This is a genomic window from Algoriphagus sp. TR-M9 (assembly GCF_027594545.1).
Classification (GTDB): domain Bacteria; phylum Bacteroidota; class Bacteroidia; order Cytophagales; family Cyclobacteriaceae; genus Algoriphagus; species Algoriphagus halophytocola.
This window is the reverse complement of the sequence record NZ_CP115160.1, coordinates 2341453-2356111: the sequence shown is the minus strand read 5'-3', so window position 1 is coordinate 2356111 and position 14659 is coordinate 2341453. Positions and strand designations below refer to the sequence as shown.

Sequence of the window (14659 nt, the reverse complement as noted above, 5' to 3'; positions counted from 1 at the left end):
AGTAATTGGTTAAAATTCATAGTTTAGTTTAAGTAATATATTTCTTCCTAGATCGTCCGTGAAATAGCGAAATCGGTTCATGTATTCTTTATAGGAGGTGTTGAATAGGTTTTGTACCTGTACACCTACATTCAATTTGGCTTCCTTGAGCTGAAATTGTTTTTGGTAACCCAAGTTGAACAATGCATAAGCGGGTGGGGCAGGAGCCAGGTCAAAGTCTGGTTCACGTTTTTGCTTTGCCACCAGTTGATTGCTCAGGGTTAGTTTATTGGTTTTGCTGTCGCTGGCTGAAGCAAAACTGTAGGCAACTCCCCAGTCCATTCGATCTGACGGGATAAATGGAAAGTAATTGTCTGCATCGGTGTTCCTTGCCCGGATAATGGATCCTTTTGCATAGGCACTCAGCTTATCGGTAAGCTCATAGCTACCGGCAAAGTCAAAACCGTAGAAAAATGCATTGGCCTGTAGGTATTCGTACACATTGAAAGTACCCCTAAGACTTACATAGGTTTCCCCGGTTGGATTGAGGTAGATGTAATCCTTGATCGGGTTCAAATAGGCAGTCAGCTCTATATGCGATTTTTTTCCGTCGAATTCTAGTTCATTGATCCACTTCAGGGATTTTTCGGTTTCCAGATTGGCATCTCCTATTTCCACAGCAGCAGCTCCATGATGCAATCCTTGGCTAAAAAGCTCATTTACATTGGGTGGGCGCCAGGCAGAACCGATGTTTGTATTAAAAGTCAAATCAGGGGTGATATGGTATAGTCCACCTAGGAATGCAGACAGGTTGTTATAGTCCAAATCGGCAGTTTCCAGCTCATTATCTATGTACCTCGCAGTGCTGATATTTCTAAAGTCATACCTCAGTCCTACTTCCAGTTCCAAAGGTCCTTTGGAGTACTTTTCCATGGCATAAATTCCCGTATTGAGCATGTCATAGTTCGGGATCAAAGGAGTGACCCCAGTGCCGGGAATGTTGCTATTAGCCTGCTGGATGAAGTTTACGCCCCAGGTTCCGCTGAATTCGTTTTCGTGGGTGTGATTCACAAAAACATCGAAGGTATTGGTAAACAGCTCCAAGTCTAAACTTGGCTTTTCATTCAATTCTCCGCGTCTTTTGTCAAATTCCTGACGATTGTTTTTCTGAAAGCCATATTGGAAATTGAGTTTCCAGTTTTCTGAAATATGATAGTGGGACTTTAGCTTGGCGAGCTGATGCTTTACTTTTTGTCTGGGATTGAGGATTTCATAGCTGAATTCCCCGTCTGTAAATGGGCGTCCGTTTTCTATGATATCTTCTAAATCGGACAGGTTGCCGGTATGTGAGTCGGTCAATATTCCCAAATTCGTATTGAAATAGGAATAATATGCCTCTACACCCAATTTTGAAGTGCTATAGCCCAAGGAGCCGGAGAAGTTGTATTCACTCAGGCCGGTGTTCCTCTGGAAATAGTCGGGGGACTGTACATTACCTGCCCGTTTGGCCGAGCCTTGAATCCTATATCCTAATCCTTTGATTTTTTCGGATCCGCCTACATGGGCCATGGCCAGATTTCCCATTCTACCGTTGGTACCACCGATCAGGTGTAAACTGGTTTTACTTTCCTTTTTGGTTGGGAGTGGTGCAGGATTGACCAAAATCACTCCACCCATAGCTTCAGGTCCATACCGCACGGTTTCTGCTCCCTTCACCACAGTGATTTCATCGGCCAGAAATGGATCGATTTCCGGGGCATGTTCTGAACCCCATTGCTGCCCTTCTAGTCGAATGCCATTGTTCATGATCATGATCCTATTGCTGTGCATCCCATGGATTACCGGCTTGGCTATACTATTGCCTGTAGAAAAGGTGGTAATCCCGGAGACCTTTTTCAGGCTTTCTCCCAGATTTTCACCTCTGGTTTGTAGGAGTTCTTCACCATAAAGTGCCGATACTGAGGTGGTAGTTTGCACAGCATCCCTATGTCCATGAATCTCCACTCCGGCAAGGTTTACAGATTCATCTTCCAATCTATACGTTTTGCTGAAAGTGTTTGAATTCAATTCAACGGTATCTTTGATGGTCTTATGCCCGAGAAACTGAATGCTGATAGTATAAGTGCCTTTGCATAGATTTTTGACTAAAAAGTTGCCATTTGCGTCGGAAATGGCTCCATGCTTAGCTTCTGCGATCCAAATGTAGGCAGCTTCTATAGGTTCGTTGTTTTCCAGGTGTATGATTTTACCTCGAATCGAAAGTTTACAATCCTGTGCCGTACCCCATAAAGGAAGCAATACGATTAATAGGAGTAGCGCTAGTGCTTTATTCATATTCACCATGCAAAAATAGATGGGCTTGAATTCATAAACCAGAATAAATGAAACAAAGTTGCATAAAATGGATAAATGGTAAAAATCTCTTGGGAATGAACAATTTTCCCTTCCGGCAACTTAATTTATAGCTAAGGGAGAGCTTAGATGATTACCTGTACAATCCTGTCAATCCCTGTCAGTACACAGGATAATAAGATTAGTTTACATACTTTTGAGTGATGGAGTTTGCCATAGTAGATATAGAAACCACAGGGGGAGGACCTCAAACCGGAGGCATAACAGAGGTAGCAGTGCTGATCCATGATGGAGAAAATATCATTGAGGAGTATCAGACGCTGATCAACCCTCTACAGGCTATCCCGACCTATATCACCGGTTTGACCGGAATTGACAATGCCATGGTGCGGGATGAGCCAACCTTTCAGCAGGTGAGTGAAAAGCTCTGGGAATTGCTTGATGGGAGGATTTTTGTGGCGCATAATGTCAATTTTGATTACAGTTTTCTCCGGGAGGCCTTTTTAAATCATGGGCTGTATTTTAAAGCCCAAAAGCTTTGTACCGTCAGGCTGAGCAGAAAAGCCTTTCCGGGTTTGAGGTCATACAGCTTAGGAAGGCTTTGCGAAAGCCAAAGAATCCCGATAGAAGCCAGACACCGTGCTATGGGAGATGCTAGAGCTACCGCCATTCTTTTTGACCGGATCATCAAGCAGGATTTTCAAGTGGTGAATCAGGCACTTAAGAAGAATAAGGGTCAGGCATTTTTACCACCCAATTTCCCCATATACAGATTTAAAGAAATCCCGGAAAGCTGCGGCGTGTATTATATGCTGGATGAAAACGGTAAGACCATTTATGTAGGCAAAGCAATCAATATCCGCGAGAGGTTCAAAAATCACTTTTCTGGAGAGCTCCTGCCACATCTCAAGCAAAAACTCAAGGCAGAAGTGGTAGACCTGAAATGGGCGTTAACCGGAACTGAATTTATGGCCTTGCTATTTGAGGCATTGGAAATCAAAAGATTATGGCCGAAATATAACTCCGCCTTAAAAATCCCGAAACGGATGTTCGGCTTGTACCATTACGAGGATAATTCCGGGTATGGAAGGTTGCAGGTATCCAAGCCCAATAAGTTTTTTAAGCCGCTAGAATCATTTTTCTCCATGGAAGAAGCGACTGCTTTTATTAAGGAAGGAATTCAGGCTTATGGACTTTGTCCCAAACTGTGTGGATTGAGAAAGGTGAATTGTGGGGAAAATGATCCTATGGGATGTGATGGTGCCTGTCATTATTCGGAAGCGCCCAAGTCGTATAATCAGCGACTGAACGCGTTTTTGATCAAAATAAAGGAGAGTCAGAAGGAGATTTTGATTCGATTGAATGGCAGAAAAGAGGGAGAGCTTGCATGCTGCGTTTTTGAGAGAGGAATGCTGAGTAAGTTTGGTTACGTGTCCGCATCCTTGTCTGATGAAGAAGCACTGAGCGAATTGGCGGTAGTCAACTTGCTACCTGAGACCTATTACATTTTAAGGCAATTTATCCATAGGCTAAGTCCTGAACAAATCATGGTTTTAGATGGACAAAGGGCTTAAAGTGTACTTGCATTGAAGGTATCGCCTTGACTTAAATCTCCGGAATCAAACCCTTTTTTGAACCACTTCATGCGTTGTGCAGAAGTTCCATGGGTAAATGAATCTGGCATTACTCTTCCCGTTGCCTGCTTTTGCAGCCTGTCATCCCCTATGGCGTTAGCGGCATTTAATGCTTCTTCCAGGTCACCTCTTTCCATCCAGCCTTTGGATTGCTGGCTATGATGGGCCCAAACTCCCGCTAAAAAGTCCGCTTGAAGCTCTAGGCGTACCGAATATTGATTGTATTCCTTTTCACTTACTTCTCGTCGTAGTTGCTCCATTTGGGAAGTAATCCCCATGATCTTTTGTATATGATGCCCCACTTCGTGTGCGATTACATAAGCTTGCGCAAAATCCCCCGGAGCGTTCAGTTTTACTTCCATTTCTTTAAAGAAACTCAGGTCTATGTATAGCTTTTCGTCACCAGGGCAGTAAAATGGCCCGGTGGCACTAGAGGCCAGACCGCAGGCTGAGGAAACCTGCCCGCTGAAAAGTACCAGTGTAGGTTCTCGGTAATTTTCCAAGAGTGCATTCCAAACATCTTCAGTATCTGCCAAAATCGTCTCGCTAAAGGCTGCTAACCTGTCTTCCTCCGCAGAGGGAGTATAGTTGCTCTCAGTGGTGAAACCCTGGCTTCCTCCTCCTCCTCCCAAAAGTCCATTTAAAAAGGAAAGGGGATTGGTGCCGGTCAGTACCGAGAAAGCGATCAGTACACCTACTATGACCAATCCGGTTTTGGAAAAAAGGATTTTAAGCAATGGGCCTATGAGCATAGGATTAAATCCTCCACCTCCCATTCTACCGCTGCTTTTACCCCGTCTATCTTCTACATTTGAACTTCGTCTATTTCCTTGCCATTTCATCTGTTTATAATTTGATTTTTAAAGGTCATATAGCCTGTCTCGATCTTGATTCGGGAGAATCTCGCAATGATTGTAATCATACCAGTATGTGGTTTTTTAGTCATGCTCGATTTCAGGTGTTTATAGTTTATTTTAAAAAGGTCAGATAGCCCGCCCCGTCTGCCTGCAGCGCATCCGGAGAATCTCGCGTGGATAGATAATCCAAGTATGTAATATTTAAGTCAAGCCTGTTTTCAGATTAGTTTGGCTGGATTTATGTATTTAGTTTTTGCTGTTTACTATTCATATGGAATCTCATCTAGGCAGTGTTTTTAGACCTTTATGCTTACCGCCTATCTAGTTTTCATATTTTAAAAAGGATAATTCTCTTTAAAATTAACCAAATTGAACATTCATAAATTGATTACCCTGAATTTTCAGCAAATAAATTTAAAAACCCTTTTTCTATGAATTTTACAATGCTCAAAAGGCTTACGTTAACAATTGTCCTTGCAGGTTCCGTCACGTTGGCTTTTGGTCAGGTAGGAGTAGGAGCTAAGCCTATCAAAGGTGCCAAAGTATATCTGGATGGCTCCAAAAAGTCCCTGAAGAAGAACTGGACCTATTGGGAAGGTCCAAGGTTCTCAGCAGAAATGCCCATTAAGTGGCCGGAAGTCACTGATCCGGTAGACGGAGGCAAAGCCATCAGCAGTAATGATCCTGCGGCTGCGGGTGGATTGTACGGTGCGGCTGACATAGTGACCAAAGATAAGTTTGAAGACTTCAGAGCTCATGTGGAGTTTTTCATCAAAAATGAAGGAGGAAACTCTGGGGTTTATTTACAGAACCGTTACGAGATTCAGGTTTTGGATGGAGATTATGGAGATCATGGCATGGGTGCGATCATCAATGAACAAATACCGACTTCTGAAGAATATAATGGCCTAGGGAAGTGGAATGCCTATGATATAGTATTTAAGGCGGCTAGGTTTAAAAATGGGGTTCTGGTGGAGAAAGCCAGAACTACCATATATTTTAATGGGGTGAAAATCCATGAAGACCAACCCATTCAGCAGGTTTGGGGTGGACCCAATTCCGGACTTGATGGGGGGAATGATGGAGGTAAAGGCATAACTGATCGACCTGGAGGGCTAAAATTACAAGCTGAAGGTCATGATGTTTATTATAGAAATATTTGGATCAAGAAGCTGGACCTGGATGGGAAATCCACCGATTTCTAGAGGTAGTTGATTGATGCACTTTAAAGTCCCGGGCAAGATGTTCGGGACTTTTTTTATAAGGTGAATACTAAACAAAATCGGGAAGCGATGAGCTCGCTTCCCGGGGTGCCGTATTTTAGGTACGGGCCATTTGGTTGATTGGTGGTTTGTAAAATTCTATATGGGTATATATTCAAAAGGGTACTCACTACTTGAAAGCTCTTCTTAGTATCAGTACATGAAGGTCTTTCAGGTTTCTTTGAGAATCCACTTACTTATTAAGTGTACTCAGAAATGGGTTTATTGAATATGTTGGAAACAGTATTTTTTAATTGCAGTGGGTGAAAAACATCCCATTTCCTGTATTATTATTGTGAAGGTATAAAAGTTAGGGTTATAAAATCAATGATTTTTTTAAAAAAAATGTAAAATATTGAAAATAAGGCTCAATACTATTTTGCTGTCTATTGTTTGATTTCACGGAGGGTTCCGGTGCCCAGTCCTATCATTTTCCAATCTGAGATTTCCAGGTTGAGAATAGCCATCATTCCAGGCTGCATACCCAGGTAACTTTGATTGGTGATATGAGCTAAGAGCAAACTAATGGTAGGATTATGTCCGATCAACAGACAGGTATTTGCTGAGTTGGGGGTTTCTTCCAGTAAAGAAATCAATTGCTGAACATCTCCCTCATAAATGCTTCTGCTAAAGTTGGCATCTTTGATTTCTAGATGTTTTCCGATCAATTCAGCCGTTTCTCGGGTACGATTTGCTTCCGAGCAATGCATGAAGTCCACGGAAAGAAAGGTGTTGTCCAGAGATTTGGACAGTCTACCCAGTTGTTCCCGACCATTTAAGGTAAGCTTTCGCTGAAAATCTGAGCCCTGTGAAAATCCTGCTTCCCCGTGCCTAAGTAAAATCAAATGCTTCATGGTAAGTGCTTTAAGTACTTATGGTAATGTGCAGGAAATATCAAAAATCCCACCAATTAAGCGTCCGCATTTTTTTAATATTTGGACAAGACTACAATGCCGTCTATTTTTAGCCTTTCAAATCGGGTGTAGAAACCCAGAAATCCTGCTTTTTATGTCTAAAAACCTTGTCATTGTCGAGTCACCTGCCAAAGCTAAAACCATCGAAGGGTATTTAGGTAAGGATTATAAGGTCGCATCCAGTTATGGTCACGTTCGTGATCTGCCTAAAGGCGACAAAGCCATCGATATTAAAAATAGGTTTAGTCCTACCTATGAGGTGACAGCAGACAAAAAGGAAGTGATCAAAAACCTCAAGAGCCTAGTCAAAGACGCAGAGACTGTGTATCTAGCAAGTGACGACGACCGCGAAGGAGAAGCCATATCATGGCATTTAAAAGAGGTTTTGAAGCTGAAAGATGATAATACCAAAAGGATTGTATTCAGGGAAATCACAAAAAATGCAATTTCAAAGGCCATAGAAAACCCTAGAGGAATAGATATTGACTTGGTGAACGCTCAGCAGGCTCGAAGAATTCTGGACAGATTGGTAGGTTTTGAACTTTCACCTATTCTTTGGAAAAAAATCAAAACAGGTCTTTCTGCGGGTAGAGTACAATCTGTGGCTGTACGATTAATCGTAGAGCGAGAGCGTGAAATAGAGCAGCACAAAGCCAAGTCAAGTTTCAGGATAACGGCGATTTTTGAAGTTGAGGGAAAAACATTCCAGGCTGAGCTTCCAAAAAAATTTGATACCAAGGAAGAAGCTGAGGACTTTCTGAAAAAATGCCTGGAGGCAGACTTTTCAGTGGCAAAACTGGAGAAAAAGCCTGGTAAGAAAACTCCAGCAGCTCCTTTTACCACTTCTACCATGCAGCAGGAAGCCAGTAGAAAGCTGTATTTCTCAGTAGCTCAGACCATGTCTGTGGCGCAGAAGCTATACGAAGCAGGTAAGATCACTTACATGCGTACAGATAGTGTGAACTTGTCTGAGGATGCCATGGCTTCTGCAAAAAGTGCAATTTTGAACTCTTATGGTAGTGATTACCATAAGTCTAGAAAATACAATACCAAGTCTGAAGGTGCGCAGGAAGCTCACGAAGCCATTAGACCTACTGATTTTGCCAATACACAAGTGAGTGGGGATAGAAATGAGCAGCGGCTTTATGAGCTGATCTGGAAGCGGGCAATTGCTTCTCAGATGGCTGATGCCCAGTTGGAAAAGACCATTATTACCATAGATGTCTCGAATCAACCCCAAAATCTGGTAGCTACCGGAGAGATCATCAAGTTTGATGGTTTCTTAAAGGTCTATCTGGAGGACACGGACGATGAGCCTGAAGAGGAGGAAAATGACGGTAAGGCACTTTTACCACCTTTGACTGTGGGTCAGGTATTGAACTTGCAGCAGATGAAAGGCAAGGAGACCTTTACCCGGGCAGCTCCTAGATATACAGAAGCATCTTTGGTGAAAAAATTGGAAGAACTGGGGATAGGACGACCTTCTACCTATGCGCCTACCATTTCCACTATTCAGAAGCGTGAATATGTAATCAAAGAATCACGGGATGGAAGACCGCGCGACTATGTGGAGATGCTCATTCAAAAAGGAGAATTCAAAGAGGAGAAAAAACAAGAGACCACAGGAGCTGAAAAACAGAAGCTTTTCCCAACGAATATCGCTATGGTGGTCAATGACTTTCTCGTAGAGCATTTTCCGAATGTGATTGATTTTAGTTTTACAGCTAGAGTAGAGAAGGAGTTTGATGATATAGCGGCTGGTGGACAGGTTTGGCAGGATATGCTAGATGCTTTCTATGGAAATTTCCATAAAAATGTAGAAGAGACCGAGCAGGTTTCCCGTCAGGATGTGAATTCGAGCAGAGAGCTAGGCAATCACCCAGTCAGTGGTAAGCCTATGATTGCCCGTTTGGGAAGATTTGGTCCTTTGGTTCAGATCGGAGATGCTGACGACGAAGAGAAGCAATTTGCCAGCTTGAAAAAAGGGCAGTTCATAGAAAACATCACGATGGAAGAGGCGCTTGAGTTGTTCAAATTGCCTAGAGATGTAGGCATGTTTGAAGACAAGAAGATGGTCGCTGCGATAGGGAGATTTGGCCCGTATATCAGGCATGATGGAAGCTTTGTTTCCCTGCCCAAAGAACTGGATCCCTTGAGCGTAACGGAAGAAGAAGCCATTCAGCTGATTAAAGATAAGCGCGAAGCAGACGCCAAAAAGCATATTAAGTCCTTTGATGAAAACCCCGAGATTCAAATATTGAATGGTCGCTGGGGTCCTTATATCAAAATGGGCAAGAAGAACTATAAGATTCCTAAGGACAAAGAGGCTGAAACCCTTACTTACGATGAGACTATTCATATAATTGAAAATCAGCCTGAACCGAAGAAACGAGGTGGGAGATTTAGCAAGAAAAAGTAAGAAGTAATCATCACTCAAGTTTGATTTGAGAACCAATGGACAAGCCTAATTCAATACTGTCAAAGATTGTTTTAGGCTTGTTTTTTTTATGCCTGCATACCGCAGTTCAGGCACAGCATATTTTTAAAGGCAGTATAGTTGATTTTGAAAATCAAGAACCTGTACCTTATGCCACGGTGTTTTTGACCAACACTACTTTTGGGGTTTCTGCAGATGAAAATGGCAGTTTTTCTATTTCCATTCCTGATGGGAATTACGAAGTGATAGTTCGAATGCTGGGGTATAGCCACTTAACCTATAAGATTCAAACGGATAATCTGCCTGCTCAGGGATTTAAATTTATGCTCGACCGGGAAGAAGAAGAATTAGAGACGGTAGAAGTGGAGACAGAGCGAGATCCGGCTTGGTACAGAAATCTGGAGCTTTTTAAAAGTTATTTTCTGGGCACTTCCAAAAATGGGAAGAATTGTATCATAGAAAATGATAAAGTCCTGCGGATTGATGATCAATCTGAGCCGGGCTTGCTTCAGGTAAATGCTACAGAACCTTTGAAAATCCACAATCCTTTGCTGGGTTATTATATTGATTACTCTTTAGTCGATTTCAAGTTTAAACGGAGTCAGGGCTATGTGTTTTACGGAGGTTATTCACTTTTCATACCGGACTCTACTTTGTCCAAAAGAAAGCTGAGGAAAGCCAAAAAGCAAAGGGAAATCGCTTACCATGGGAGTATGCAGCACCTTATTCGCTCCATGTACGAGGGAAACACCTCCGAACAAGGCTTTACTATTCGAAAACTTTACAGAATGCCTAATCCTAACGATTCGAGTAAGTTCATAGATCAAGTCGAGTCCAAACCTATTGCTGTAGATAAGCTAGTCCAGCGAAATGCGGCAGGGAAGGTGTTTTTGGCCTTTGAGGACTACCTATATATCACTTTTAGCAAAGAAAAAGAAAGCGCCGAATACCGGGGTACGGCCACTTCCGGCCCGGCAGGACCTCAGGTTTCTCTCATGCATCTGGAGACGGATTCCATGGAAATCTATGCAAATGGAAGCTATGCCGATCCTTATGGGATTTTGGTAGAGGGATACATTGCCTGGGAGCGAGTGGGGGATTTGCTGCCCATGGATTACAAGCCTGAAGCCGGGTCAAACTGAACGGGGCAGGTTTTATCCCTTGGATTTATAGCTTAATGTCAAGTTTGATTTTGTCCAGGTAAAGTGCCTTTTCCACACTGGCATAAAGCAAATCTGGATCTATAGGTTTGGTGATGTAATCATCCATTCCGATGGCAAACACCCTGTTTTTGGTTTTCTCAGTGGTATCAGCAGTGACGGCGATGATGGGGATATCATGGGAGTTGATGCCGGAATTTCCGCCACGAATCTGTTCCGTCGCTTCATACCCATCCATTTCGGGCATTTGTAGATCCATTAACACTGCATCGTATGTGTTGGTTTTTATGGCTTCCAGAGCCTCCAAACCATCATTGGCAAAGTCAAAGCTGACTCCTTTCCACTTTCTCAGGATTGATTTGATCACAAGTTGATTCACTGTATTGTCTTCCACTACCAGCAAATGTCTTCCATGCATCAGTTGTTCGGCTTGTTTTGGTGTCATTAGCTTTTGGCTCTGAGTAGCGTGGATTGACTTTTCCAATTCAAGTCTGATCTTTACGACCGTACCTTGGTTCTTTTCGCTGCTGAGCTCTATTTCTCCATGATGCAGCTCTACCAGTGCTTTCACTATGCACAGACCTATACCAAAACCTCCATACTTTCGCTTATCATCGATCTGCTCCTGCGTAAAGGAGTCAAAGACCCGTTCCATTTTATCTTGGGATATCCCCACTCCGGTATCCGCTATGCACAGGCTGATGCTGACCTTATTTCCTGGAAGTTCTTTCGTATGAACGGCAAGTTTGATATGACCCTTTTGCGTGAATTTGACGGCATTGTCCAGTACATTGGAGAGGATTTGCTTGAGGCGGATAGGATCTCCTACGAGCTTTGTTTTATAGCTATTTCTTTCCTCATAGATGAATTCCAGGTTTTTTTCCCGGGTTTTTAGATTGGTAACCTCTTTGAGTTCCTGGATGATTTTGTGAAAATCAAACTCCGTTTGGGCGAGTTTCAGCTCACCTTTTTCTATTTTGGAATAGTCTAGGATATCGTTGATGGATCCCAAAAGAGACATTGAAGAATACTGGATGACTTGCAGGTTGTTTTTGATAGAAGGATCGTCTGTGTGACTCAGGATGGACTTAGAGAGCCCCAAAATGGCATTCAGTGGTGTTCTGAGTTCGTGGCTCATGTTAGAGAGGAAGTAGGATTTGATGTCGTTAGACTCCTGAGATCTCAAGAGTGCTAGTTCCTGGATTTTTTCTTTTTCGGATTTCAGCAAGCGAATCCGGTTTGCCATAGATAGGGATAGAAATATGATTTCTACTCCTGTTCCAATTTTAGAAGCATTTTGGGTAAAAAAGGAGTTAGGGATCAAGGAGAAATTATTCAGAATAAAAATCACAAAGCCAAAAGTAAGGCATGCGATACCTATGGAAAAGAAAAAGTCCACAGGCACACTGGAGAGAAAGCTCTTGAAGATGGTGATGATAATCAAAACTAACATCAAGAAACCAAGGGCATTCACAGCAGGATAGTAATAGGCCTGGGCAGCAGTGAATGTCACTATCAAAATCAAGAGCAGCCCGTGCGCAGCAAATAGCCATTGAAAGGATTTTTTAATGAAGGAGGAAAGCTGGGCTGCTTTCAGGTAGGTGTAACCATATACGCCTAGTGCCAGAGAACTAAGAGCTGCAAAAATCAAAAGTGAGCGATTGGCAAACCAACCCGGTTCCTGAGTGATGTACTGGAAAAAGTAACCATCCAGATTCAGGTGTAAAAGTGCCACAGATGCTACATAAGCTACATAAAACAGGAAACTCGGCTCTTTCATCCCGAAATAGAAAAATAGGTATGTGACCACTGCTATGAAAAGCAGTCCATAGAAAAAGCCGAAAATCAATTGATTGAAATAGGAAGAGGCTACCAAGGAAGAAGTATCATTCAGCAGAAGTGGTAGGTTGATCACCTCTCCATCACTTTGGTATTTGATGTAGAAATCAGAGGTTGAGCTGGCAGGGAGCGTGATCGGAAAGATCATCTTCCTGTGGTTGAATGGCTTGTCTTCGAATTTGACCAGGTCTCCGCTTAGCTGCTCAGAGATGATTTTTCCATTTGCTAGCTGAAACAGGTGCACTACGTCTGTAATAGGTCTGCCCGTCTCTAAATAGAATGTGCGGGGAAATTCCGTATCATTTTCTAATGAAAACCTGACCCAATAGGTCTTATCTGTAAAGCCAAGATCTGTAATAGGGACATTTAGCGGTAGGAAATTAAGCTGATTTTCCAACTCAAGGATTTTCTCTATGGAGAAATCTGATGAATCTACCTGGGCGAAATTCGCTTCTGTATGGATAGAGATAGGAAACTTTAACTCATCGCTCAGGGAAATCTGAGCTGGGCTATCAAGAGGTATAAAAAGCAATGCTAGCGCAAAGCAGAGGTAAAATTGCTTCATGGGGGAGTGAATATTGCTATCTGGACTTACGAGTTAATGTGTAAGCTAGATTTACCTAGAATCCAAAACAGGCGAAATTGTTTAGTTTATCTTAAAAAATCCGGTGATTTATAGGAAGGGTCAGGATAGGAATAAAATCCTTCCCCGGATTTCACACCTAGTTTTCCCTGGTCCACGTAGTGCTTAAGTAACTCTGCAAATGCCCTGGAAGCTGGATTTCTTCTTGCAGAGGTGATTTTCCATGCCGTATCCAGTCCTACCTTATCCAAAACTCCAAATGGTCCCACTGGCATATTGAAATTGACCATCCAAGACTTGTCGATAGCCTCTACCTCAGCTATTTCCCCTGTGAGCAATCTACCCGCAGCATCTATCCAGGAAATCAGGAGCGTGTTAAAAATATAACCTGAATGCTCTTTTTGGACGATAAGTGGAACCTGATGGAGAGTTCTGCCAAATTCCTCAAGTATTTCCAGTACCTCAGGCGCAGTCCCTGGGTGCGGCATGATGTCCACTACCCGAGATTCGAAGACGTCATGAAAGTGAAAAGCGCAAAAAAGTGATGGGCGACCGGAAATTTCCGCAAAGTCTGAGGGCAGTAGGTAGGACGTATTGGTAGTGAATAGGGTGTGGGGCTCAGCCAGGTTTCCTATGGCCTCCCATACCCTCTTTTTCACCTCTAGGTCTTCGGTCACATTCTCACTTACTAGGTCAGCCTCACTTAAGGCATGGTCTAAATCAACGGTAAAAGTAAGGTTGTTTAAGTACTTGATAGATAGATTTTTAAAATCATTATGATTTTCCAGAACTTGACTCATTATTGACTTGGCTTGCTTCAGCTTATCCTGACTGATATCATATATATTCACCGAGAAGCCCGAAAGAGCGGCTCTCAGCGCTATACGCGAACCCAGGTTTCCTGCACCAATAACGGCAATGGTAGTAATTTCCATGTTGGAGTAGATTTAGATTCAAGGTACTAGTGTCTCTAGAAAAATCCTGTCATTAGGAGTTAATTTCTTATAAATAGTTCTTCATAAAAAAAGGGATTCCCCATCTTTGCATATCTAAATCAAAAAATACAACAAGTAATGAATTGGGATACTCTAGATAAGGAGCTCACGGAAATTGTAGAAAAGAGAAATCAACTGGCCGGTATGGATTATAACCATGAAAGTTATGATGACCTGGAAGAAGAGTTACATGACTTGGAGGATGATTTCAACGAAAACTATGAGGATAGATTAGAAGCAGAGATAGAGAAGATTCAGGAAAAGTTGAAGTCAGATACAGATATTCTTTTGCCTACAGCCTACATCGCAAATGCTTACAAGCCTTTGCTTCCTGATGCAAATGGAATAGTAAGTTATGAGGTTTCTGGGCAGCAAGGTGTGCCAATCGAGTCTGAGCAGTTTGATAAGCAGGATGTGAGAATTGTGTTGATTCCAAACCCGGCCAGATTTGTGATGCTGATCAATGGACAGCAGCTCAAGGATCTTTGGCGAAGCAGGTAAAATAGTGTCAAGTACGGAGAACCAAGATTCAAGAGTCAAGAATCGAGGAGCAAGATTCCAGAATTAAGGTTCAAAAAACCACATACAAGAAAAGGTATCTTTAAATAACCATTCAAAAACCTGGTGATGCGCCGGGTTTTTGCTTT

At 42.5% G+C, this 14659-nt stretch carries 10 protein-coding genes; 5 read left to right on the top strand and 5 right to left on the bottom strand.

Annotation, left to right across the window (positions count from 1 at the left end; genetic code table 11):
* Nucleotides 1-9: 9 nt before the first annotated feature.
* Nucleotides 10-2313: a TonB-dependent receptor gene (locus PBT90_RS10180; protein WP_264810370.1), complete on the bottom strand. Its 2304-nt coding sequence runs from the start codon at nt 2311-2313 to the stop codon at nt 10-12.
* Nucleotides 2314-2534: 221 nt separating this feature from the next.
* Between PBT90_RS10180 and PBT90_RS10175 the strand changes: the two genes are divergently transcribed.
* On the top strand, nt 2535-3905 hold the full coding sequence (locus PBT90_RS10175) for an exonuclease domain-containing protein (protein WP_264810368.1): 1371 nt from the start codon (nt 2535-2537) through the stop codon (nt 3903-3905).
* Here PBT90_RS10175 and ypfJ read toward each other — a convergent pair.
* Entirely contained in the window at nt 3902-4807 is a 906-nt protein-coding gene (ypfJ, locus tag PBT90_RS10170) for a KPN_02809 family neutral zinc metallopeptidase (protein WP_264810367.1), read from the bottom strand. The genes PBT90_RS10175 and ypfJ overlap by 4 nt on opposite strands.
* 458 nt (nt 4808-5265) lie before the next feature.
* Between ypfJ and PBT90_RS10165 the strand changes: the two genes are divergently transcribed.
* Nucleotides 5266-6027 carry a 3-keto-disaccharide hydrolase gene (locus PBT90_RS10165; protein ID WP_264811434.1) on the top strand — a complete coding sequence of 254 codons (762 nt, stop codon included), beginning with the start codon at nt 5266-5268 and terminating at the stop codon, nt 6025-6027.
* A 443-nt stretch (nt 6028-6470) separates the two neighbouring features.
* Here the strand turns inward: PBT90_RS10165 and PBT90_RS10160 are convergent, their stop codons facing one another.
* Nucleotides 6471-6938: a SixA phosphatase family protein gene (locus PBT90_RS10160; RefSeq protein WP_264810365.1), complete on the bottom strand. Its 468-nt coding sequence runs from the start codon at nt 6936-6938 to the stop codon at nt 6471-6473.
* A 154-nt stretch (nt 6939-7092) separates the two neighbouring features.
* On the opposite strand from PBT90_RS10160, the gene topA reads away from it, so the two are divergent.
* Both topA and PBT90_RS10150 read left to right on the top strand, forming a co-directional pair.
* Nucleotides 7093-9417 (top strand): type I DNA topoisomerase, encoded by a 2325-nt coding sequence (gene topA, locus PBT90_RS10155; RefSeq protein ID WP_264810364.1) that lies wholly within the window; start codon nt 7093-7095, stop codon nt 9415-9417.
* Between the two features lie 35 nt (nt 9418-9452).
* Entirely contained in the window at nt 9453-10577 is a 1125-nt protein-coding gene (locus tag PBT90_RS10150) for a carboxypeptidase-like regulatory domain-containing protein (RefSeq protein WP_264810361.1), read from the top strand.
* 25 nt (nt 10578-10602) lie between these two features.
* On the opposite strand, the gene PBT90_RS10145 is transcribed toward PBT90_RS10150, so the two are convergent.
* Together PBT90_RS10145 and PBT90_RS10140 are read right to left on the bottom strand one after the other, a co-directional pair.
* Nucleotides 10603-12999, bottom strand: coding sequence for a hybrid sensor histidine kinase/response regulator (locus PBT90_RS10145; protein WP_264810360.1), 2397 nt, complete (start codon nt 12997-12999; stop codon nt 10603-10605).
* 86 nt (nt 13000-13085) lie between these two features.
* Nucleotides 13086-13952, bottom strand: coding sequence for a 3-hydroxyacyl-CoA dehydrogenase NAD-binding domain-containing protein (locus tag PBT90_RS10140; protein WP_264810358.1), 867 nt, complete (start codon nt 13950-13952; stop codon nt 13086-13088).
* A gap of 138 nt (nt 13953-14090) precedes the next feature.
* On the opposite strand from PBT90_RS10140, the gene PBT90_RS10135 reads away from it, so the two are divergent.
* On the top strand, nt 14091-14513 hold the full coding sequence (locus tag PBT90_RS10135) for a hypothetical protein (protein WP_264810357.1): 423 nt from the start codon (nt 14091-14093) through the stop codon (nt 14511-14513).
* The last annotated feature ends 146 nt before the right edge of the window (nt 14514-14659 follow it).

Excerpts from the sequence above, each read along its gene's own strand:
- PBT90_RS10150 (WP_264810361.1), top strand. The coding sequence starts at position 9,453 with ATGGACAAGCCTAATTCAATACTGTCAAAGATTGTTTTAGGCTTGTTT.
- PBT90_RS10140 (WP_264810358.1), bottom strand. The coding sequence starts at position 13,952 with ATGGAAATTACTACCATTGCCGTTATTGGTGCAGGAAACCTGGGTTCG.
- ypfJ (WP_264810367.1), bottom strand. The coding sequence starts at position 4,807 with ATGAAATGGCAAGGAAATAGACGAAGTTCAAATGTAGAAGATAGACGG.
- PBT90_RS10145 (WP_264810360.1), bottom strand. The coding sequence starts at position 12,999 with ATGAAGCAATTTTACCTCTGCTTTGCGCTAGCATTGCTTTTTATACCT.
- PBT90_RS10135 (WP_264810357.1), top strand. The coding sequence starts at position 14,091 with ATGAATTGGGATACTCTAGATAAGGAGCTCACGGAAATTGTAGAAAAG.
- PBT90_RS10180 (WP_264810370.1), bottom strand. The coding sequence starts at position 2,313 with ATGAATAAAGCACTAGCGCTACTCCTATTAATCGTATTGCTTCCTTTA.
- PBT90_RS10165 (WP_264811434.1), top strand. The coding sequence starts at position 5,266 with ATGCTCAAAAGGCTTACGTTAACAATTGTCCTTGCAGGTTCCGTCACG.
- topA (WP_264810364.1), top strand. The coding sequence starts at position 7,093 with ATGTCTAAAAACCTTGTCATTGTCGAGTCACCTGCCAAAGCTAAAACC.
- PBT90_RS10175 (WP_264810368.1), top strand. The coding sequence starts at position 2,535 with ATGGAGTTTGCCATAGTAGATATAGAAACCACAGGGGGAGGACCTCAA.
- PBT90_RS10160 (WP_264810365.1), bottom strand. The coding sequence starts at position 6,938 with ATGAAGCATTTGATTTTACTTAGGCACGGGGAAGCAGGATTTTCACAG.